Annotated in this window: 17 protein-coding genes; 12 read left to right on the forward strand and 5 right to left on the reverse strand. The window is 35.7% G+C overall.

From position 1 onward, the window contains the following. The first annotated feature begins 209 nt into the window (after positions 1–209). Positions 210–1,520, forward strand: a complete 1,311-nt coding sequence (der, locus tag AC27VX_RS15920; RefSeq protein WP_236855889.1) for a ribosome biogenesis GTPase Der — start codon at positions 210–212, stop codon at positions 1,518–1,520. 132 nt (positions 1,521–1,652) lie between these two features. Here der and AC27VX_RS15925 read toward each other — a convergent pair whose 3' ends face one another. Then, complete coding sequence (locus tag AC27VX_RS15925; RefSeq protein ID WP_488696609.1) at positions 1,653–2,135, reverse strand: GNAT family N-acetyltransferase; 483 nt, start codon at positions 2,133–2,135, stop codon at positions 1,653–1,655. A 133-nt stretch (positions 2,136–2,268) separates the two neighbouring features. Next, on the reverse strand, positions 2,269–6,189 hold the full coding sequence (locus AC27VX_RS15930) for a Pls/PosA family non-ribosomal peptide synthetase (RefSeq protein ID WP_488696611.1): 3,921 nt from the start codon (positions 6,187–6,189) through the stop codon (positions 2,269–2,271). A 145-nt stretch (positions 6,190–6,334) separates the two neighbouring features. Here AC27VX_RS15930 and upp point away from each other — a divergent pair, with 145 nt between their 5' ends. Beyond that, on the forward strand, positions 6,335–6,985 hold the full coding sequence (upp, locus tag AC27VX_RS15935; RefSeq protein WP_236855886.1) for a uracil phosphoribosyltransferase: 651 nt from the start codon (positions 6,335–6,337) through the stop codon (positions 6,983–6,985). Position 6,986: 1 nt separating this feature from the next. Here upp and AC27VX_RS15940 read toward each other — a convergent pair whose 3' ends face one another. The 3 genes from AC27VX_RS15940 to AC27VX_RS15950 all read right to left on the reverse strand — a co-directional run bounded on the left by AC27VX_RS15940 (position 6,987) and on the right by AC27VX_RS15950 (position 10,125). After that, a complete protein-coding gene (locus AC27VX_RS15940) occupies positions 6,987–7,673 on the reverse strand; it encodes an alpha/beta fold hydrolase (RefSeq protein ID WP_300690915.1) in 687 nt (228 codons plus the stop codon). 174 nt (positions 7,674–7,847) lie between these two features. Further along, on the reverse strand, positions 7,848–8,501 hold the full coding sequence (locus tag AC27VX_RS15945) for a ComF family protein (RefSeq protein ID WP_488696614.1): 654 nt from the start codon (positions 8,499–8,501) through the stop codon (positions 7,848–7,850). A 139-nt stretch (positions 8,502–8,640) separates the two neighbouring features. Continuing rightward, a complete protein-coding gene (locus AC27VX_RS15950) occupies positions 8,641–10,125 on the reverse strand; it encodes a helix-turn-helix domain-containing protein (protein ID WP_488696616.1) in 1,485 nt (494 codons plus the stop codon). A 127-nt stretch (positions 10,126–10,252) separates the two neighbouring features. On the opposite strand from AC27VX_RS15950, the gene aceB reads away from it, so the two are divergent. The 10 genes from aceB to AC27VX_RS16000 all read left to right on the forward strand — a co-directional run bounded on the left by aceB (position 10,253) and on the right by AC27VX_RS16000 (position 19,878). Continuing rightward, positions 10,253–11,827, forward strand: coding sequence for a malate synthase A (aceB, locus tag AC27VX_RS15955; RefSeq protein ID WP_488696618.1), 1,575 nt, complete (start codon positions 10,253–10,255; stop codon positions 11,825–11,827). 161 nt (positions 11,828–11,988) lie between these two features. Beyond that, entirely contained in the window at positions 11,989–13,269 is a 1,281-nt protein-coding gene (gene aceA / locus AC27VX_RS15960; protein WP_488696620.1) for an isocitrate lyase, read from the forward strand. Between the two features lie 224 nt (positions 13,270–13,493). Then, a complete protein-coding gene (locus AC27VX_RS15965; protein ID WP_236855880.1) occupies positions 13,494–14,069 on the forward strand; it encodes an OmpH/Skp family outer membrane protein in 576 nt (191 codons plus the stop codon). 139 nt (positions 14,070–14,208) lie between these two features. Further along, positions 14,209–14,595 carry an acyl-CoA thioesterase gene (locus tag AC27VX_RS15970; protein ID WP_236855879.1) on the forward strand — a complete coding sequence of 129 codons (387 nt, stop codon included), beginning with the start codon at positions 14,209–14,211 and terminating at the stop codon, positions 14,593–14,595. An 80-nt stretch (positions 14,596–14,675) separates the two neighbouring features. Next, positions 14,676–15,848 carry a hypothetical protein gene (locus AC27VX_RS15975; protein ID WP_488696622.1) on the forward strand — a complete coding sequence of 391 codons (1,173 nt, stop codon included), beginning with the start codon at positions 14,676–14,678 and terminating at the stop codon, positions 15,846–15,848. A 99-nt stretch (positions 15,849–15,947) separates the two neighbouring features. Then, complete coding sequence (locus AC27VX_RS15980) at positions 15,948–16,325, forward strand: hypothetical protein (protein ID WP_488696624.1); 378 nt, start codon at positions 15,948–15,950, stop codon at positions 16,323–16,325. Positions 16,326–16,369: 44 nt separating this feature from the next. Further along, on the forward strand, positions 16,370–17,038 hold the full coding sequence (locus AC27VX_RS15985) for a DUF6624 domain-containing protein (protein ID WP_236855876.1): 669 nt from the start codon (positions 16,370–16,372) through the stop codon (positions 17,036–17,038). A gap of 84 nt (positions 17,039–17,122) precedes the next feature. After that, positions 17,123–18,565: a serine hydrolase gene (locus tag AC27VX_RS15990; protein WP_488696626.1), complete on the forward strand. Its 1,443-nt coding sequence runs from the start codon at positions 17,123–17,125 to the stop codon at positions 18,563–18,565. Positions 18,566–18,637: 72 nt separating this feature from the next. Beyond that, positions 18,638–19,081, forward strand: a complete 444-nt coding sequence (locus tag AC27VX_RS15995; RefSeq protein ID WP_236855874.1) for a 6-pyruvoyl trahydropterin synthase family protein — start codon at positions 18,638–18,640, stop codon at positions 19,079–19,081. 26 nt (positions 19,082–19,107) lie between these two features. Further along, positions 19,108–19,878 carry a UDP-2,3-diacylglucosamine diphosphatase gene (locus AC27VX_RS16000; RefSeq protein WP_236855873.1) on the forward strand — a complete coding sequence of 257 codons (771 nt, stop codon included), beginning with the start codon at positions 19,108–19,110 and terminating at the stop codon, positions 19,876–19,878. Positions 19,879–20,054: the final 176 nt, after the last annotated feature.

Here is a 20,054-nt window from a genome sequence, read left to right on the forward strand (position 1 = left end):
ATGGGCAGGCTGTTTCCAAAGTTTTGATTAAAATCACTGTGAGCGATCATAGATGAGTAGGAGCTTCTAGAGTTTGTTATCCATTTTTCTAATTTGAAATATCATTAAATAATAAAATCTTATCTTTGCAAAAAATTGGGCTCCAAAAGTTGGAGTAACCCATTAATAACATATCCTGAGCACAGCAAAAGGATTATTAAATATTTTTTATGTCAAATATTGTCGCAATCGTTGGACGTCCTAACGTAGGAAAGTCAACGCTTTTTAACCGTTTACTAGAAAGAAGAGAGGCTATTGTAGATTCTACAGCCGGTGTAACAAGAGACCGTCACTACGGAAAATCCGACTGGAATGGAGTAGACTTTACAGTAATTGATACTGGAGGATACGATGTAGGTACAGACGATATCTTTGAAGAAGAGATTCGTAAGCAGGTTCAGCTAGCGATTGACGAGGCGACTTCCATTATCTTTATGATGAATGTGGAAGAAGGACTTACTGATACAGATTATGAAATCTACAGATTACTAAGAAGATCCAACAAGCCAATTTATGTTGTTATTAACAAAGTAGATTCTGCTAAGGAAGAACTTCCTGCAACAGAATTCTATCAGTTAGGAATTGATAAATATTATACTCTTTCTTCTGCTACCGGTTCAGGAACAGGAGAAATCTTAGATGATATCGTTAGAGATTTTCCCACTACAGAATATAAAGATCCTTTTGAGGGATTGCCAAAAATTACCATTGCAGGTCGTCCAAACGTAGGAAAGTCTACAATGACTAATGCTTTGCTGGATGTAGAACGAAATATTGTAACAGATATTGCTGGAACTACCAGAGATAGTATTCAGACTTTATATAACAAATTCGGACACGAGTTTGTATTGGTAGATACAGCGGGGATGAGAAGAAAGTCTAAAGTAAATGAAGACCTGGAGTTCTATTCCGTAATGAGATCTATCCGTTCTATCGAATATTCTGATGTAGTAATTATCATGGTAGATGCTACACAAGGATGGGAATCTCAGGATATGAACATCTTCGGATTGGCACAGAAAAACAGAAAAGGTATTGTAATTCTTGTCAATAAGTGGGATTTGATTGAAGACAAGCAGACGAATACAATGCGCGATTTCGAAAAATTAATTAAAGATAAGATCGGTCAGTTCCAGGATATTCCAATCTTATTCGTTTCAGCTTTGACGAAGCAGAGAATCTTAAAAGCGGTAGAAGTGGCTATGGAAGTTTATGAAGACCGTAAAAAGAAGATTAAAACTTCAAAACTGAATGAAGTAATGCTTCCAATCTTTGAAAATACACCACCACCGGCACTTAAAGGAAAATATATTAAAATCAAATATTGTGTACAGCTTCCTACGCCGTCTCCACAATTTGTATTTTTCTGTAACCTGCCGCAGTATGTGAAAGAACCATATAAAAGATTTACTGAAAACCAGCTGAGAAAGCAATTTGGATTTACCGGAGTGCCAATCGAAGTTTATTTCAGACAAAAATAAAAGAACAATGTTCACCAAAAAACAGGCTGTTTCAATGATGAGACAGCCTGTTTTTTATTTTAACCACTAATGGACTCATTCTTTAATTTGTGCATGATGTCCACTTGTTTCTGTGTATTTATTTTTAGCCGGTTACAGCCATTTTTCATATACCAGTCTTACAGGTCTGTAGCCTTGCGAAGCCAGCCAACGCTGCATGGTTTCATTATTACAAAGGGTGTAACGGTAGATTTTTCTGATATTGTGATTTGAATAAGCTTCCTCAAACGCTTTGTTGAGGGCAGAATAAATTCCTTGTTTTCTGTATTCCTTCTTTACATATCCTTCTGATACATATAAGTCATTTGCATCGCCAAGCTCAAAATTGCTGTCATCTTTTTCGTCGATATATCCAAATAGAAAACCTATCGCTCTTCCTTCAATTTCGGCGATGAAGAAAGAACCTTCGTTTTCATCTTCACACTCTGTCATAAAACGGAGATAATTTTCCCGGATCTGACTCCAGTCAGCCGTTTTATCATTCATCTCTTTCTCAGAAATATGAAGTTCACCCACCAGTTCATCTACAATAGGAAGGTGTTCTGCGATTTTTATTTTTTTGATGGAATAATTCATAATACTTTTTTAAGAGGTGAGAATATATTTGTTACTGGTTTAAATGATTATGCTGAATTCTTAGTTTTTAATCTCCGCATCTATAGCCTTAATCATTAAGGTCTCCATTTTCAATTTTCCACTTTTCATTTAATTACTTTCCTCTCAATGGGCTTCCATACCACGAAGTGTCATCAGATAAAACTTCGCCTTTCATCACGAGGGAAAGCGCATCTATATTTACATTATTTCCGATTTCACTGTCATATAAAATAATGGTTCGTGAGTTGATCGTGGTCTGACTGCCTATTTTTACACTTCCTATTTTCATAATTCGGTCTTCAAAAAGGTGAGTCTGAGGGCCGCAGTCTTCATTCAGCATCGTTTCATCTCCAATGGATACCATATCAAACTCTGTAATATCGGTTGTATTAAGCCATACTTTTTTTCCAATTTTTACACCCAGAAATCTCATAAAAAATGGAAGCCAGAATGTTCCGCGCAAAAAATCAAGGAAGAACTGTACGGGAAGTGCTTCATAAATGGTAGTGATTCCTTCACTCAACCACACTTTTGTACTGTACATAGGCATTTCTGCCTTCTTATATTTTCCTATAAATATCCATTTTAGCAATACAGTGAAGAAAAAAGAAGGTAAAGCAACGATCCCTAAATAATAAAACGGTGACAGTAGCAAAAGATAATAAATTTTACCTTCAAGATAAGTACTTGTATAGGCAATAAATAATACACTGCAGATAATGATAACAGTTTGAGGGAGAATAATTCTGATTCCTTCCACAAGAGCTCTTGCCAGTTTAAGACGGAACGGAGGATTATAAGTAAGATGATCCTGGAATCCGTCAGATTTTTGCCTTGCAGGAAGACCTATTGGAGGAGAGCCAAACCAGTCTTTTTCTGATGAGTTTTTTAATTGTTCTTCAGATGGTGCTTTACTCAATACACCAATCAGCATATTGTCGCCCAGTTCATATCCCTGTGGAATAAGTCCGCTGTTTCCTACAAAGCTGTTGTTTCCTATAGAGGTTTTTGATAAAATTAATTTTTCATTTCTTACATCATGTTCCCCGAGAATTACAGCATCAGCAATAAATGAGCCTTCGCCGATTTCCAAAAGGTGATGGGATACATCACTGGCAGTCGATATTTCTGAATTTTTTCCCACTTTTGCACCCATCATTCTGTAGAATTTACTGATATAGACAGAAGCAAAAAGTGGATGTACGATAATCAGTGATAAATTGAAAATCTGATCTTTTATCCATTTTTTGTAATAGGTGAAACTATATACAGGGTAAATTCCCGGTTTCATATTATACTGTAAAATCCTTGTAAGAATGCTTACTACTCCTATAAATAACAAAATGTAGACTGTGGAAAGGATAGGAGCCTGCCATAAGTAATAAAAATTGTAATCAGATGAACGGTCATCCAGATAATAAAGAGTGTAAAGAGTAGGTGCTAAAGGCAAAACAATAAGAAGAGGAAAGAAAAATAATGAGCAGGCATATAAAAGTGCAAATCTGTTTCTTTTTGCTGTAGAAGCCAGTTTTGGTACTTCAACTTCCTCACCCGTTTTTACTCTTACTTTTTCAGCAGGACTTCCGTTCCATACTTCCCCGAATCCTATTCTTTTTCCTTCATTAAGACAGCTCAAATCCTGGAGTTCGCCAAATTTTTCAATCACTGTATCTCCACAGACAATAACGGAAGAACCCAAGTATGCATGAGCTTTAATATGTACTTTTCTTATTCTTAAAATACCATTTTCAACAGAGGCATTATCTATACTGCAGCCGGAACTGGTATTTACATTTTCATCAATTGTCACAAGATCTTCTGCTGAAATAGGCAAAAGGCTCAATTGAGCACTCGGATGAACCTTTACACCCAGCAATTTTAAATATTTAGGATATAAAGGAGTTTCTACAATAAATTCAGAAGGCATTAATCTTTTGATTGTTTTCCACAACCACCATCTGAAATAATACCAACCCCAAAGAGGATAATCTCCTTCTTTTATTTTTCCAATGACCAGCCACTTGGTCAGTAATATAATTGTTGAATAGACTGGTGGAATTAAGGTATACAGTAAAAATGCACTTAATAATGCATAATGTAATCCATATCCATTAAGCTGAAAATAGTAATAGCTCAGATAAGGAAAAAATATCTGAATACTTAGTAACGCAAATACTACCAGGAGGCTAACGCTTTGAGCAATATTACAGGCAATATACTGTAAAGTTGAAACCCGCTGAAAAGGCTCCTGATGAAAGGTTTCCTGAGTTTGTTTACTCTTGAGACATTCACAGTAAGCGGACAGAGGACGGTTTTCATAAATCTCTTTCAATGAGGCTGTAGGAATTCCCGCCTTTTGACGCAGATGGGAAACCAGAGTAGCAGCTAGAAGAGAGTGACCGCCCAGATCTGTGAAAAAGTCCTGGGTAAGATTTATTTCTTTTCCCGGAAAGACCCATTTCAGTGTTTGAAGGAGTCTTTCTTCTATTGGAGCACTGGGATCAATAATGATTTCATCATTCTTTTCATGGATAGTGAAGCTTTCCGGTAAAGGAAGTCTTTTTCTATCGATTTTACCACTTGGCATCCTTGGCATTTCTTTCATTGGCACGATCGAAATGGGAACCATGTACGGAGCCAGAAATTTTGCAAGTTCCTTACGCATTTCATTCTCATCAAATGATGCATCATTACTCATTACAGCATAACCAACCAGCTGGCCCTGCCCATTAGAGTCCTCTTTTACAGCTACAGCAGCAGAAGAAACGTCCTGAAGCTGATTCAGGCGTGCTTCTATTTCACCAAGTTCTATTCTGTATCCCCGGAGTTTGATCTGATCATCTATTCTTCCCTGAAAATCAATAAAACCATCTTCCCTTATAATTACCGCATCACCTGTTTTATAAATAGTGTCACCCGGTAATTCAGAAAAAGGATTAGGCAGAAATTTCTGTTCGGTCAGCTCCGGAAGGTTGAAGTAGCCATTGCTGACACCTGGTCCTGAAATAATCATTTCACCCCTTTCCCCGCGAGGAAGAATATTCATCCCTTCATCTACTATAGCAATATGATAATTAGGAAGTGGCGGGCCAATGGTAAGCTCGTCCTCACTGCTTAAAACAGCCATGTTGGAAGAAACTGTAGTTTCTGTTGGACCGTAGCTGTTGATAAATGTTCTGTAAGGTTTTGCCCACTTTTCCTGAACCTGTTTGGTACATGCTTCTCCACCTGTGTTAATCAACCTGATGTCAGGAACTTCATCAATGATCGCTAAAATACTTGGCACCGCATGAAGTACGGTTATTCCGTTTTTTGTTAAAACTTCACTCAGCTCATCAATTGCTTTTACAGTAGTCGCGTCAGCAACCCAAATTGTTGCTCCGGCAAACAGACTGATCCATACTTCCTCACACCACATATCAAAGGATACAGAAAAGCCCTGATAAACGATATCTGTATTTTTAATTCCTATAAAATCCTGCTCAGAACGAATTAAATGACATATATTTCGGTGAGAAATCGGAATTCCTTTAGGATTTCCCGTACTTCCGGAAGTAAATAATACATAAGCCCAGTTATCTGGAATATGAACTGATTCGGGAAAAGAAACCGTATTTTGAGGTTGTGGTGCAATTTCTAAAGGCGAGCAATGAATATGAGCGTCCGTATCAGAGAAGTAAGTTTTCACATTGATATCTGAAAAAACTTTTTTTATTCTGTCTTCAGGCATTTCGCGGTCTAACGGAATGTAGCTGGCACCTGCTTTTAAAATTCCAAGTATGGCAACGGGAAGTTCAAGACTTCGGGGGTACCATACCCCTACGCAGTCGCCGGGCTGTATGCCCAGGTTTTGCAGCTGCAGCGCAATAGCGTTACTCCAGCTGTCTAATTCAGCGTAGGATATTTTTTTATCTTTAAATATAAAGGCTGTTTTGTCTTTATATTTTTCAAAGGTGGGAACCAATAACTCAGGCAGAGTTTCATCCTTGATAAACTCTGGACTGATCTTTCCTAAAATCAGGCTTTTCATCATTAAAAAATTACTATATAAGGTACTGGGAATATTTTCATAAATATACTTTATTTCTCCTCACACTCAATCTTTCATTTCGTTTTTTAGTTGTAATTTTGCAGGAATTAATATCAATTAACTGAAATTAAAATAAAATAAAATTTTCATGCTTACTATTTTATCGCAAAACTTCTCTCTGGTCAACGAATGGATTAACGAACTTAGAAACGTTGAAGTTCAGCATGACCGAATGAGATTCAGAAGAAATATGGAGAGAATCGGAGAGATTGCTGCTTTTGAAATCAGTAAAGGACTGGAGTATAAAGATGTTGAAATTCAAACTCCTTTAGATACTATAAAGAGTAGAGAAATTGCTGTGCAGCCGGTTATTACAACCATATTAAGAGCGGGCGTTCCATTGTTTGAAGGTATTCTGAACTATCTGGACAGAGCAGACTGCGGATTTGTTGCTGCTTATAGAAAGCACGATGCCAATGACTATTTTTCAATCAAACAGGATTATCTGACGTGTCCGAGTATTGAAGGAAGACCTCTTATTGTTGCCGATCCTATGTTGGCTACCGGAGCTTCTTTAATTGAAGCGATCAAAGATTTATTGACGAATGGAAATCCAACCCAACTTCATATTGTAGCAGCTATCGCTTCAAGACAGGGAGTAGAAACCGTGCAAAATGCATATCCCGACGCTCACATATGGGTAGGAGCTATCGATGAGAACCTGACTTCAAAAGGATATATTACTCCTGGACTGGGAGATGCAGGAGATTTGAGCTACGGAGAAAAACTTCAACGATAATTTAAGAAAGATTCCAGAAATCTTTTATTAGATCCAATAATAAACTTGGTCGTACTTTATCCATCGGATGCTTGGTATCCGGGAGTACGGCCAATTTTGCATTTGGGAGCCTCCTGTAAGCATCAACGCTCTCTTCAATGGTTACCATATTATCTTTATCGCCTACCATGATCTGAACAGGATTGTTTATGGTATTCAGATTATTTTTCAGAGGTGGATTTTTACCCAGATCAATCATTAAATCAGCTACAGCCGGAAGAAGCTGTCTCCATTTTGAACCATGTTGGGATTCTAAAAGCTGTGCGTATTTTGGAACTTTTTCAAGAATGACATCAGGATTAAGCATTTTACTTTCCTTTACGGCTTGTTCTTCAGTCCAGTCAAATTTTGTTCCCAGAGTTATAATAGAGTTTACATTTTCAGGAAATTGTAATGCATAGCAAAGAGCAATATAACCTCCCATGCTATGTCCCAAAATAAAAACGTCTGTTAAATTACGGTCTTTACAATATAAAGCTAATTCTTTATTATATTTTTCTATATTAATTTCATCTGCCGGAAGTTCAGTATCTCCATGCCCTGAAAATAAAGGGGTATGAACTTTGAAATACCTTGATAATGTTTCTAAGTAAGGATTGAAAATATTATGATGCCCTAAGGCTCCGTGTAGTAAAATCAGATTCCGCATTGCTATTTAGTTTTCCGGAAAAATAGGAAAAAGAATTGAATGGTGAAAGGATGAGATAAATGAAGAATGGAAAATTATTAATGGAAAAACTGGAAATTTAGTTTAGTACTGACGTGATCATAATATCAATACATTATAACCCAATTATAATTCTCAACTCTCAATTTTTAACTATTAAGCGTCCATTGCCATCACCAATACACTCAATTTATTATCCCCGGCATTTAAAATTTCCCAGGCTATAGATGAAATGGTATTTCCGGTCGTGAAAACATCGTCAATTAAAAGGATATTTTTGCCGGATATGTTTTTTGTGACAGAAAATGTATTTCCAGTCTCCAGTCTAGTTTTCTTATCCTTTAAAGCCTGTGCTTTTGAATAATTATTTCTTTCGACGAGGTGGTGGTCAAATGGAATATTGTAAAATTTCGATAAAGTTTCTGTGAATAAATGAAGCTGATTGTATCCTCTTTTCTTTAATTTCCTTGGATGAAGAGGTACAGTAACCATAAGATCTGGTTTTTCATTTTTAAAATCCAGACGTTCTGTAGTCCAGTCAGCAATAATCTTTCCGGTTTTTTCTCTGCCTCTGTATTTCAGTTCATGAATGATTTTCCGGCTTAAACTTTCTTCTTCAAATTGAATTAATGCATAAGTGTGCTCAACAGGAAAAAGCAAGCTGCATTTTTCTTTCACAGGATTGTTCTCAAAATAGTCATAGTGAGTGAAATGAATCTGGCTGTAACAGATACCACATACTATAAGATCACCACTAACAATTCTGTTGCAGTGAATGCATCGGTTAGGAAACAATAAGTCTAGGATCATCGCCGTGTTTTTTACTAAGATAAGAAATAGTTTTTTAAATGGAAAGTGGAGAATTGAAAGTTTAAAATTGCCGGTTACAGTGTTAAGTTCTTATGAGCTCATTGTATAAACTTAATTACTTTTTTTCCATTTATCATTTTCAGTTTTCCATTTTTAATTCCCTTCTGATTCTCTCAACTGCACTTTTCATGCTGAGATTAAATTGTTCTTTTTCCAGTCGTACCGGCGGTGCTTGTCTTACTTCGCAGTCTGCAATACTGCAGGATTCGCAGGTAACTCCTACATTGATTGTTTTTAAAGAGGGAGATTTTATAAAACTGATCTTTTTAATAGTTTGAGAATTCAGTAGAATACCAAGGCAATAGCTTCTGTTACTTCCATCAGAAAAAGGGTTCTTTTGAGAGGTAGAAATAACAAGGTAGCTTATTCCCTGATCCTTATAGTGAGAAATCTGAGCATCAGTCAGGGTTTCGTTTTCTTTTAAATGATGAAGGTTTTTCACCGCAACCCATCTTCTGCAATAGTGTTCATTGGTCGCATTGGCATGAGGTGCCTGCTGGTGGTTCAGATGCAGCTCTTTTAAAATCTGAATTTTATCCGACCCTTTCTTTTTAACCAGGCATAAATAAAACAAATCCTTAATACCCATTTCTGCAGAAAGGATATTGGTAAGCCGGTAATAAAATGTCTCAGGAGAATGAGTGAAGCTGTTGATCAGGTTTTCAAAATCTTTCGGCTCCCACTTATTTTGCTGGAAAAATTCTGAAGTTTTTTCCATCACAGATTCCTTGGAAATCAATAAGGCACCAGCAAAATAAGAAGCATAGAAATTATTCAGAATTTCTTCAAAACTGCCGAAATCAAGCCAGGAATAAGTATTGGGACGAACCTTTAATTCCAATACATTAAACCCTATTTCTTTAGTGAGAATGAATGTTTTCTGATCCTTTTCAAGTTTTTTATTCAATAGCAGCAGCTTTTTCTCGGGGATAAAAAGAGAGCGGAGATGATCCAGAGTTCCATATTTTTCAAAACTCTCAGATTGAACCGTATAATTGAATTTGCCTGTAAGAATTTTTTCCAGAATATCAGATTGTAGATTCTTATCTCCCAGTAGTTCATTTTCCTGAATAAACTCACTTACCTTTTCTTCGATTTCCGGGAAATAATTGTCATATAGCTCCTGGAAAGATCTTAACACGGCAAAATAAAACCTTTCTTTTCCAAGATTATAATTCTGAGAAATTTCAATCAAAGCATTGATGAAAGCGGTTACTTTTTTGGGAGCATCACTGATAATACTGATGAGGTTGTTTTTATTGATCCCAAAAAGGTCAAGCGGTATTTCTTTAAAAAAGTCAGACTGTAAAATTTCATTAAAAGGAGCCAGGCTTTTATCAAGTTTTGTAGAGACAAGATCATCAAAAGTGCAGCTGAGAGCTTCTGAAAGTTGAATGATCTTATCATGTTTCGGATATTTTTTCCCGTTTTCAATTTCATTAAGATAGGATTTTGATAATCCGGTTTTTATCGCAAGATCCTGCAAAGACCAGTTTTTCTTTTGTCTCTGTTGTTTCAGTTTCAACCCGAAAACTGTTTTGATAAAGTCACTTTCTGAATTCATTACTCAAATATAAATAATTAGATGCGATTATTCGCATAATAATTTTTTAAATAAATTTAGCGAACGTTCGCTGATTGTGAAAATTTTTATTTAGATTTGTAATGTAAAATCACAAAATCAGCATGTTATGAAAACCCAGGTTCAATTAAAAATAAAGGATCAAAGACAGTTTGAAGAAATTTTCACTCCGGATTTGATAGATTTTCTGATCGCACTCCACCAGAACTTTAATGATAAAAGACTGGATCTTTTAACAGAAAGGAGAAAAAAACAGAAGGATTTTGATCAGGGGATTGTTCCAACGTTTTTGAAAGATACTGAAGAAATCAGAAATAGAAATTGGGTTTGTGCACCATTACCCAAGGATTTACTGGACCGAAGAGTAGAGATTACCGGACCTGTTGACCGGAAAATGATTATCAATGCTCTGAATTCAGGAGCGTTCACATTCATGGCAGATCTCGAAGACAGCAGCTCGCCGACATGGGAAAATTGTATGGAAGGACAAATCAACCTTTCTGATGCGGTCAACAAAACGATTGATTTTGTAAACGAAAAAGGTAAAACTTATACCCTTAATGAAAAAACAGCAGTCTTATTAGTGCGTCCAAGAGGATTACATCTTCCTGAAAAGCATCTTGAAATTAATGGTGAAGAAACATCAGGGTCATTGATAGATTTTGGAATTTATTTTTTCCGGAATGTAAAAAGACTTTTGGAAAATGGAAGCGGCCCTTACTTTTATCTTCCAAAATTAGAACACTACAAAGAAGCCCGATGGTGGAACGATGTTTTTGTTTTTGCTCAAAACTATATGGGTGTGGAAAAGGGAACTATTAAAGCAACAGTTTTAATAGAAACAATCACCGCTTCCTTTCAGGTAGATGAAATTTTATTTGAACTAAAAGACCATAGTGCAGGATTGAATTGTGGAAGATGGGATTATATTTTCTCATTCATTAAAAAATTCAGAAATCTGCCGGACTTTATTGTTCCGGACCGGGATCAGGTGACAATGACTTCTCCCTTTATGAGTGCCTATTCAAAGAGGGTCATTGAGATCTGTCATAAAAGAAACGTTCATGCTATTGGTGGAATGGCAGCACAAATTCCGGTGAAAAATGATGATGAAGCCAATAATATCGCCTTCGAAAAAGTAAGAAGTGATAAAGAAATGGAAGTGAAAAATGGACATGATGGAACCTGGGTGGCCCATCCTGCATTGGTTTCGGTAGCAAAAGAAATTTTTGACCATTATATGCCTGCAAAAAATCAGATTGATAAGAAATTTGAATATCATATCACAGAAAATGATCTGTTGGAACTTCCTAAAGGGGATATAACAGAGAAAGGAGTCAGAAAAAATATCAATGTAGGAATTATTTATCTGGAAAGCTGGCTGACCGGGGTAGGTGCAGCAGCCATTTATAATTTAATGGAAGACGCTGCTACCGCAGAAATTTCAAGAACACAAATTTGGCAATGGTTAAAAAATGAAGCCGTCTTGAGTGGTGACAGAACGCTGACCCGAAATATGATTCTTCAATGGGAAGCAGAAGAAATGGATAATATTGAAAAGTATGTGGGAGAAGAGCGATTCAAAAACGGAAAATTCAATCTGGCGAAAGAACTTTTCAACGAATTAATTTTTTCTGAAAATTTTGAAGAGTTCCTGACCCTTAAGGCATATCCTTTTATTTAGTTGAAAGTTGAAAAATGGAAAATTAGTAATGAAAAATTTAAAAATTGAAATTGGAGAATGGGAAAAACTGACGATTAAGTTGACATAATGATTGACTTATGACTATCAGTTTTCAACCCTCCACTACTCGTAACCCTCTAATCAAACAAAATCCAAATATTATGAAAACAAAACAAGAACAAATCCAGGCTTTAGAGCAGGATTGGCTGACAAACTCACGCTGGAATGGTGTCAAAAGACCCTATACAGCAGAGGAAGTTTTAAAACTTCGGGGGTCATACACAATTGAGTATACCATTGCAACAGAAATGTCTAAAAAATTCTGGAATCAATTAAATAATCAGGATTATGTAGCAGGGCTGGGTGCACTCACAGGCAATCAGGCCGTACAGGAAGTGGATGCAGGCTTGGAAGCGATATATCTTTCAGGCTGGCAGGTAGCTGCTGATGCCAATTTATCAGGAGAAATGTATCCGGATCAGTCATTGTATCCTGCTAATTCAGTGCCCTCTGTAGTAAAAAAGATTAATAACGCTTTATTAAGAGCAGATCAGATACAGTCTGTGAGCGGAACCGGAGATAAAGAATACCTAGTACCCATTATTGCAGATGCGGAAGCAGGTTTTGGAGGAAATTTGAATGCTTTTGAGCTGATGAAGCAGATGATAGAGGCGGGCGCTGCGGCCGTACATTTCGAAGACCAGCTTTCTTCAGCAAAAAAATGCGGGCATCTTGGAGGAAAAGTACTGGTTCCCACTCAGGAGGCTATTAATAAATTAGTCGCAGCACGTCTTGCAGCTGATGTATTGGGTGTTCCAAGTCTTATTATTGCAAGAACGGATGCCGATGCAGCCGACTTACTGACTTCAGACATCGATGACAGAGATAAAAAATTCGTAACAGGAAAAAGAACCTCAGAAGGTTTTTATGTTGTAAGAAATGGTGTAGAGCAGGGGATAGACAGAGGTTTGTCTTATGCTCCCTATGCAGACCTGATCTGGATGGAAACTTCCAATCCTGATCTGGAACAGGCAAAGCGGTTTGCAGATGGAATTCATGCGAAATTTCCAGAAAAGATGCTTGCTTACAATTGTTCTCCTTCATTTAACTGGGCAGCGAGGTTAAATGTTGAAGAAATGTCGACCTTCCGTGAAGAGCTGGCCAAAATGGGTTATAAATTCCAGTTTATCACATTGGCAGGGTTCCATGCCTTGAATACCGCTATGTTTGAACTGGCCTTAGCTTATAAAGAAAGAGGAATGGCTGGATATTCAGAACTGCAGGAGCGTGAATTTGCTTTACAGCAAAAGGGATTCAGAGCAGTGAAACACCAGTCATTTGTAGGGACCGGATATTTTGACGAGGTTCAGAATGTAGTTACAAATGGTTCTTCAGCTACCGTAGCGATGAAAGATTCTACAGAAACAGCACAGTTCCATTAGTCATTTTTTCCATATTTTTTGATGTAAAAACCTTTCTCATTTTTTTGAGAAAGGTTTTATATAATCAGGGTTTAAAGGTTGATTTTTTTTATATGATTTCAGTTTATTTTTGGATTCCATTCCTATTTTAAGAAAGCTTAAAAAAGGCAGGTGATAATTAATAAAAATTTGTTTTATATTTGGCAACGAAAAAAAACAAGCGTTTTTGAAAAAATATATTAAACATGAAGCTAATTAAAGTACTTTTTATTGTAGCAGGATTAACATTAACAGCGAATGCTGCAAATGCACAACAGAAAATTGGAAATGTAAATTCTGATGAGATTTTTGCAAATTTATCTGAAGTGAAAACAGTAAGCACAACTATTGATAATCTGACTAAAACAAAGCAGGCAGAAATTGAAAAACTGATAAGTGAATATCAGACAAAGCTGAAAGCAGCACAGGATAAAGAAAAAACGCTAAGTGAGGCTAATAAAGAAGCCGTAACAAAAGAACTTATTGCAGCACAAACAGATTTACAGAATCTCGGTAAAAGAATAGAGGAATTAAGAGCGCAGGCTGCTAAAGATATTTCTGCCAAACAAAGCGAATTGTTTACTCCTCTTCAGCAAAAAGTAAAAGCAGCTATTTCTGCTGTAGCTAAAGAAAGAAACTTGAATTATGTTTTTGATACTTCATTACAGGACGGTAACAATCTTGTGTATACCGATGGTAGTGAGGATATCACAGCGCAGGTAAAAACGAAATTAGGTGCTTCTGCAACGGCTTCTAAACCGGCAGCAGCTAAAGGTAAATAATAGAATAATTCAATATTGAATATAAAAAAGGAATCAGATCAACATCTGGTTCCTTTTTTTGCAAAAGTGGGACTTTTACATAGAAACGGCTGACGAAGTTTTAGTTTAAAATGATAAATTTGAGTAAACTTCCGGAAGTATGAATTTAATGTATGAAAAACAGATAAAAGTAACAGAAAAACATATTGACCAGAATAACCATGTCAATAATGTTCAGTATGTGCATTGGGTAGAAGAAGTAGCAGCAGAACACTGGGATCTTTTGAAGCAAAAGACAGAATATATGAATGATGCCTGGATGCTTTTGGACCATCATATACAATATAAAAAGCAGGTTTACCTGAACGATATAATCACTGTAAAAACATATCCCCAAAATCCTGAAGGAGCCAAACAGCCGAGAAAGGTAGAGTTTTACTGCAATGGAGAACTTGTGGTAGATTCAAGTACACTTTGGATTTTATTTGATACCGAAACAAAAAAGATTAAACGTTTAGAAAAAGATTGGTTGAAAAAGCTTTTGTGAGTGGTTAAAATTGAAATCAATGGATAGACATTCATTTGAATTTTTTATTTTTGGCTCTTACTACCAAAAAACAAAACACCATGAAATTCTATTATTCGGTCATTTTAATGCTTTTTAGTATCTCGGTCAGCTGTCAGGATAACCTTTACCGGTTTTCGGAGGATGTGAAAAAAACAGTATTAGAAGACTCCACACAATCAGAATCCTGGAGAAGTCAGATGGAAGCTACTTATTATTCAATTAGCGGACAATATAAACCAGCTCTTGAAAGTTGGGACAGGACTTTTGGAAGGGCAAAAAAAATCACAGCTGCCGACAGTTTGAAATTCACAAAGCTAATTCCAGCCAACGCGAAAGATTATATTGTAAAAAAGGCTACTAATGAGCAAGTTGTTATCATCAATGAAGCTCATCACAATGCCAGTCATAGGAATTTTATATCTTCTTTGCTTCAAGGGCTGTATGACAAAGGTTACAGATATTTAGGCATTGAAACATTAGAAAAAGATGACTCTTTAAAGATTAGAAAATTCGCAACACTCAACAGCGGATTCTATTCTCAGGAACCTGAATTTGGTAACTTCATTTATAAGGCACTGAAAATTGGATTCAAAATTTTTCCCTATGAAGCAGAAGGAAACGGTAAAGAAAGGGAAATAGGAGAAGCAAAGAATATCAATGATTTTATGCAAAAAAATAAAGATGGAAAATATCTGATATATTGCGGATATCAGCATGCTTATGAAGGGATTCACAAATCCTGGGAAAAGACGATGGCAGCACGGCTTTCTGATTTAACAGGTTTAAATCCTTTGACTATTGACCAGACCCAGTTTTCGGAAAAAGGCCTTCCTAAATATAATGAACCGTTGCTCAGGCTTCTAAAGAATACCGAGCCTGTTATTTTAACAGATAAAAATCAGAAGGTATATAATGGAGAAGATAAAGAGTTATTTACAGATATTAAAATCATTCATCCCATTACAAAATATAAAAAAGGAAGACCCGGATGGATGCTTACTGAAAACCGAAAATTTTATGAAGTCCCCTCATCAGCAATTTCTCAATATCCTGTTTTAGTTTTAGCCTATAGAAAAGGTGAATTTGAACAGAAAGGTATTCCCGCCGATATTATAGAGCTCCAAAATGCAGAAGACAGCCATTTTCTGATACTTGATAAAGGGAACTATGATATTATAATCAAAGACAGAGAATACAAATTTGTAAACAACTTTGACAAAACAGTGAAATAATTACTACAAGGTGAAATTGTAGAGGTTCAAAAAAATTAAAAAAAGTATCCGGTGGTATTCAGCATAGAGTCAAATACCAATAGTATAGACGGAAATCAGATGAAAAATAAATTAAGGAAAATAGCTGTCAATAATCTGGAATATCTGTATTATATTGCATATCAATATCACTCTGCGACAGAAACCACTACGCTTACGGTAAAAGTATTTTTAAAAGATTATAAACAGACTCCTTTGATCATAGAATTTCTGACTTTTGATGATTACTATATGGGACATCCTTTAAAATCCGGAATGAAATTAATGAATAAAATAAAAGGATTACAAGAGGAAGTGAATCTTAATGAACCGAAATACATAAATCAACTCATTGTACTGGGAAGGAAAAATGGCTGGTCAGGAATAAATACAATCGAAAAGCAAAACGGACTCAGTTATTTGGAAGAATTGGGATTCGAAACAGACCCATTAAAATGATAAGCCTTCCTGTATTCTACTAAACATTATCAAACTATTATCCAATGAAAAAAATACTCTTATTAGGTATAGGCCTTGCCTTTATCAGCTGTGCTACCCATAAAAAAATATCAGATTCAGAACGAGAAAAATTAATCTCTGAATTGGATTACATAAGGGATATCGATCAGAAATATGCAAGAATACCTCCTGCGGAAATGATCAGTAAATATGGAACCAAAGTGGCTTGGAAAATATTTGAAACGAAAAGAGACAGCGTAGGAAAAGACAATCAGAGTAAAATAAAAAAAATGTTTTCTCAATATGGCTATCTGGGAATTAACCAGGTGGGAAAAGAAAATACCTCTAAATTCTGGATTCCCATTCAGCATGCTGATAATGATGTGGAATTTCAAAAGAAGATACTTAGAGTTTTAAAAAAGGAGTCAGAAAAAAATAATGCTCCCAAAAATGAATATGCAATGCTGGAAGACAGAGTAGCCATCAATACAAATCAAAAACAAAGATTTGGATCCCAGGTGATATATAACGAAGAAGGACAGGCAATTCCTAAAAACGGATTGACAGACAGTGCTAATGTTGACAAATTACGTAAAGAATACGGACTCCCTGCATTTAAAGAATACTATAATCAGATGACCACAATGCATTTTGAAATGAATAAAAATAATTTTCTTGAAAAAGGAATTACTGGTCCGAAGCTTTATAAATAAAATAGCATACTGGTAAAATCCGACTCAATGTAATACAATAAAGGCATCGTTTGTCTTTAATAAAGAAATATCAAAGCATCAACAATGAGACAGTCTCTTTTAATCACATTATTTTTGAACCTTTTCCTTGTCGTTTATAGTCAGGAAAAAAAGCAGTCAAAAGCTATTGATGAATACGTAAGAAAAATTATTCAAATGAATGAGATCCCTGGTATCGCTGTAGGCGTTATTAAAAATAATAAAATTGTTTTTGAGCAGTATTATGGGACTGAAACTTTGGAAGATCCTAAAAAGGTAAATTCAAATTCCATGTTCAGGGTATATTCTACCACAAAATTAATAACAAATACTGGCGTTTTCAAACTAATTGAAGAAGGAAAAATAGCCCTGGAAGATAAGCTCCCAAAATATCTGGATCATTTACCGGCAGAATGGCAAAACGTACAGGTTGCAAATCTTCTGACCCACTCTTCAGGACTTCCGGATTGGGTGAATTTTAGCGATATTTCAGTAAATGCAACCAATGCAGAAGTCATTGAACGTCTTTCAAAAGAAAAAATGGAGTTTGAAACTGGAAATGAGTTTAGGTATAATCAGACAAACTATCTGTTACTTGCTATGATTATAGAAAAAGTAACAGGAAAAACCTACGAAAATTTCATTACAGAAATCCAATTTCCGAACGCTAAGAATCGAATGATATTTTCATCTAATTCTATTGAGAAAATTCCCAACAGGATTGTAAAATATATCTACAATACAGATACAAAGCAATATGAAAAATCTAAATTCATAGATGGCTCGAGAGCTCATTCTGCAAATGGGCTAGCTATTACCCTTCCTGCTTTTTTACAGTGGAGCCGTCATTTGGATAAGAATGAATTCCTCAAAGAAGAAACAAAAAGAATGATGTGGAAACCTTTTGATTTCAATAATGGAAAGGATGTTTTTGGTTATGGCTGGGAAATTTCTGAATTCAATAACATAAAATCTTATGGCTTTTCCGGTGGAAATGTGAGCGCATACAGAATTTATCCGGATGATGATATGGCCATTGTAGTAATGTTTAATGGTTATAAAAATAATTCTGTTCACAACCGGCTTATTAATTACATTGCCGGATTAATGGATAAAAGATTGATGAACCCTTATTTGCTTGCAGAATATGCCATCAGCACTCAATATTTCGCTCATCCCAATGTGCAAAAGAAAATCTATGGTTACAGAATAGAAAATGATAAAGTGATTTTTAATTACCAACATCCGGAAAATATGAATGGAGAGTTGATTAAAAATATGTCAATAGCAGGGGCTTTTAATGATTGGAATACTGAGGATCAATCTTATCAGATGGTTTCAAAAGGGAATAATACCTATGAGCTGGTAGTTCCAAAATCACAGTTTGAAAAAGGAAAAACTTATGCCTTTAAATTGATAATTAATAAAGACGGCTGGCTTTCTGCTCCTTACACTGCTTTGAACAATGATGGGACCGATGATAATAACCTAACTTTGAAAATCAATTAAAAATAAACTTAATTATTGTGGTGATAGAAACAGTCTTTTCTGTGTTAAGCTGTTTTGTCATATCTTTGCAATATGATACGTATTACAAAAATTTTTACATTCGAAACTGCTCATGTACTTTACAACTACGATGGGAAGTGTAAAAATATGCATGGACATTCTTACAAGCTGTTTGTAACAGTAAAAGGAAAACCGATTAATGATATTGAAAATCCAAAAAATGGGATGGTTGTTGATTTCGGAGATATCAAAAGTATCGTAAAATCTGAAATCGTTGATGTATGGGATCATTCGGTTCTTGTTAATGCATTGTCTCCACACAAAGAACTGGGGGATGATCTTGAACAGAAAGGGCATAAAGTAATCTACTGCAGTTTTCAGCCCACCTGCGAAAATATGCTGTATGCTATTGCTTCAAAAGTAAAATCGAGACTTCCGGAGGGAATTTCTTTAGCCTATCTTAAACTCCACGAGACAGAAAACTCTTATGGTGAATGGTTCGCAGAAGATAATTAATAATCATATCCAACAAAACTCAGAAGGTGTTAAAAACGACAATCAATTTAGAACCTGGAAAAAAAGTATACTTTGCTTCAGATCAGCATTTTGGCGCTCCCACTCCAGGTGAGAGCAGGGTGCGTGAAGAAAAATTTATACGCTGGATGAATGACATTAAAGAAGATGCGCAGGTTTTATTTTTAATGGGAGATCTTTTTGATTTTTGGCATGAATGGAAGCATGTTGTTCCCAAAGGATACGTACGTGTTCTCGGGAAAATAGCAGAACTTAAAGACAGAGGAATTCATATTTATTTCTTTGTGGGAAACCATGATCTCTGGATGAAAGATTATCTGGAAGAGGAAATCGGATGTACGGTTTTCTATCAGAAACAATATTTCGAAATGGGAGGGAAGCAGTTTTTGCTGGCCCACGGAGACGGATTGGGCCCTGGAGACAAAGGCTATAAGAGAATGAAGAAACTCTTCACAAATCCCGTGGCACAATGGTTCTTTAAATGGCTTCATCCTGATATTGCGATGAAAGTTGCATTATACCTTTCCCAAAAGAATAAAATGATTTCAGGAGAAGAGGATAAAGCTTTTCTAGGTGAAGACAAAGAGTTTCTGATCATTTATTCTAAAGAGAAACTGAAAACTGAGAAAATTGATTATTTCATTTATGGACACAGGCACCTTCCTATGGTACTGGATCTGGAACACAATGCAAAATATATCAATCTCGGAGACTGGATTTCTTACTATACTTATGGTGTTTTTGAAAAAGATTTTGAACTGAAGACTTTTGAAAAATAAAAACAAAAAAATTACCCCTAAAAAGAGGTAATTTTCGAATGAACCGAAATTCATTCTTGTTTTTAATCCATATTCCGTATAAATACTTGCAAGAAGTCTACCAAAGTATAGACTGAATATTAAAAAATTATTAAATAAATTTATTTTATCCATGTAATTGCTTTGTAATGAAGCAA

The organism is Chryseobacterium sp. 14P4.3.2 (genome assembly GCF_057799275.1).

Bases quoted from the DNA above. Each gene is read 5' to 3' on its own strand.
- AC27VX_RS15980 (WP_488696624.1), top strand. From the start codon at position 15,948: ATGAAAAATAAATTAAGGAAAATAGCTGTCAATAATCTGGAATATCTG.
- AC27VX_RS15970 (WP_236855879.1), top strand. From the start codon at position 14,209: ATGAATTTAATGTATGAAAAACAGATAAAAGTAACAGAAAAACATATT.
- AC27VX_RS15985 (WP_236855876.1), top strand. From the start codon at position 16,370: ATGAAAAAAATACTCTTATTAGGTATAGGCCTTGCCTTTATCAGCTGT.
- upp (WP_236855886.1), top strand. From the start codon at position 6,335: ATGCTTACTATTTTATCGCAAAACTTCTCTCTGGTCAACGAATGGATT.
- AC27VX_RS15940 (WP_300690915.1), bottom strand. From the start codon at position 7,673: ATGCGGAATCTGATTTTACTACACGGAGCCTTAGGGCATCATAATATT.
- AC27VX_RS15945 (WP_488696614.1), bottom strand. From the start codon at position 8,501: ATGATCCTAGACTTATTGTTTCCTAACCGATGCATTCACTGCAACAGA.
- AC27VX_RS15990 (WP_488696626.1), top strand. From the start codon at position 17,123: ATGAGACAGTCTCTTTTAATCACATTATTTTTGAACCTTTTCCTTGTC.
- aceB (WP_488696618.1), top strand. From the start codon at position 10,253: ATGAAAACCCAGGTTCAATTAAAAATAAAGGATCAAAGACAGTTTGAA.
- AC27VX_RS15975 (WP_488696622.1), top strand. From the start codon at position 14,676: ATGAAATTCTATTATTCGGTCATTTTAATGCTTTTTAGTATCTCGGTC.
- AC27VX_RS15965 (WP_236855880.1), top strand. From the start codon at position 13,494: ATGAAGCTAATTAAAGTACTTTTTATTGTAGCAGGATTAACATTAACA.
- der (WP_236855889.1), top strand. From the start codon at position 210: ATGTCAAATATTGTCGCAATCGTTGGACGTCCTAACGTAGGAAAGTCA.
- AC27VX_RS15995 (WP_236855874.1), top strand. From the start codon at position 18,638: ATGATACGTATTACAAAAATTTTTACATTCGAAACTGCTCATGTACTT.
- AC27VX_RS15930 (WP_488696611.1), bottom strand. From the start codon at position 6,189: ATGATGAAAAGCCTGATTTTAGGAAAGATCAGTCCAGAGTTTATCAAG.
- aceA (WP_488696620.1), top strand. From the start codon at position 11,989: ATGAAAACAAAACAAGAACAAATCCAGGCTTTAGAGCAGGATTGGCTG.
- AC27VX_RS15925 (WP_488696609.1), bottom strand. From the start codon at position 2,135: ATGAATTATTCCATCAAAAAAATAAAAATCGCAGAACACCTTCCTATT.
- AC27VX_RS15950 (WP_488696616.1), bottom strand. From the start codon at position 10,125: ATGAATTCAGAAAGTGACTTTATCAAAACAGTTTTCGGGTTGAAACTG.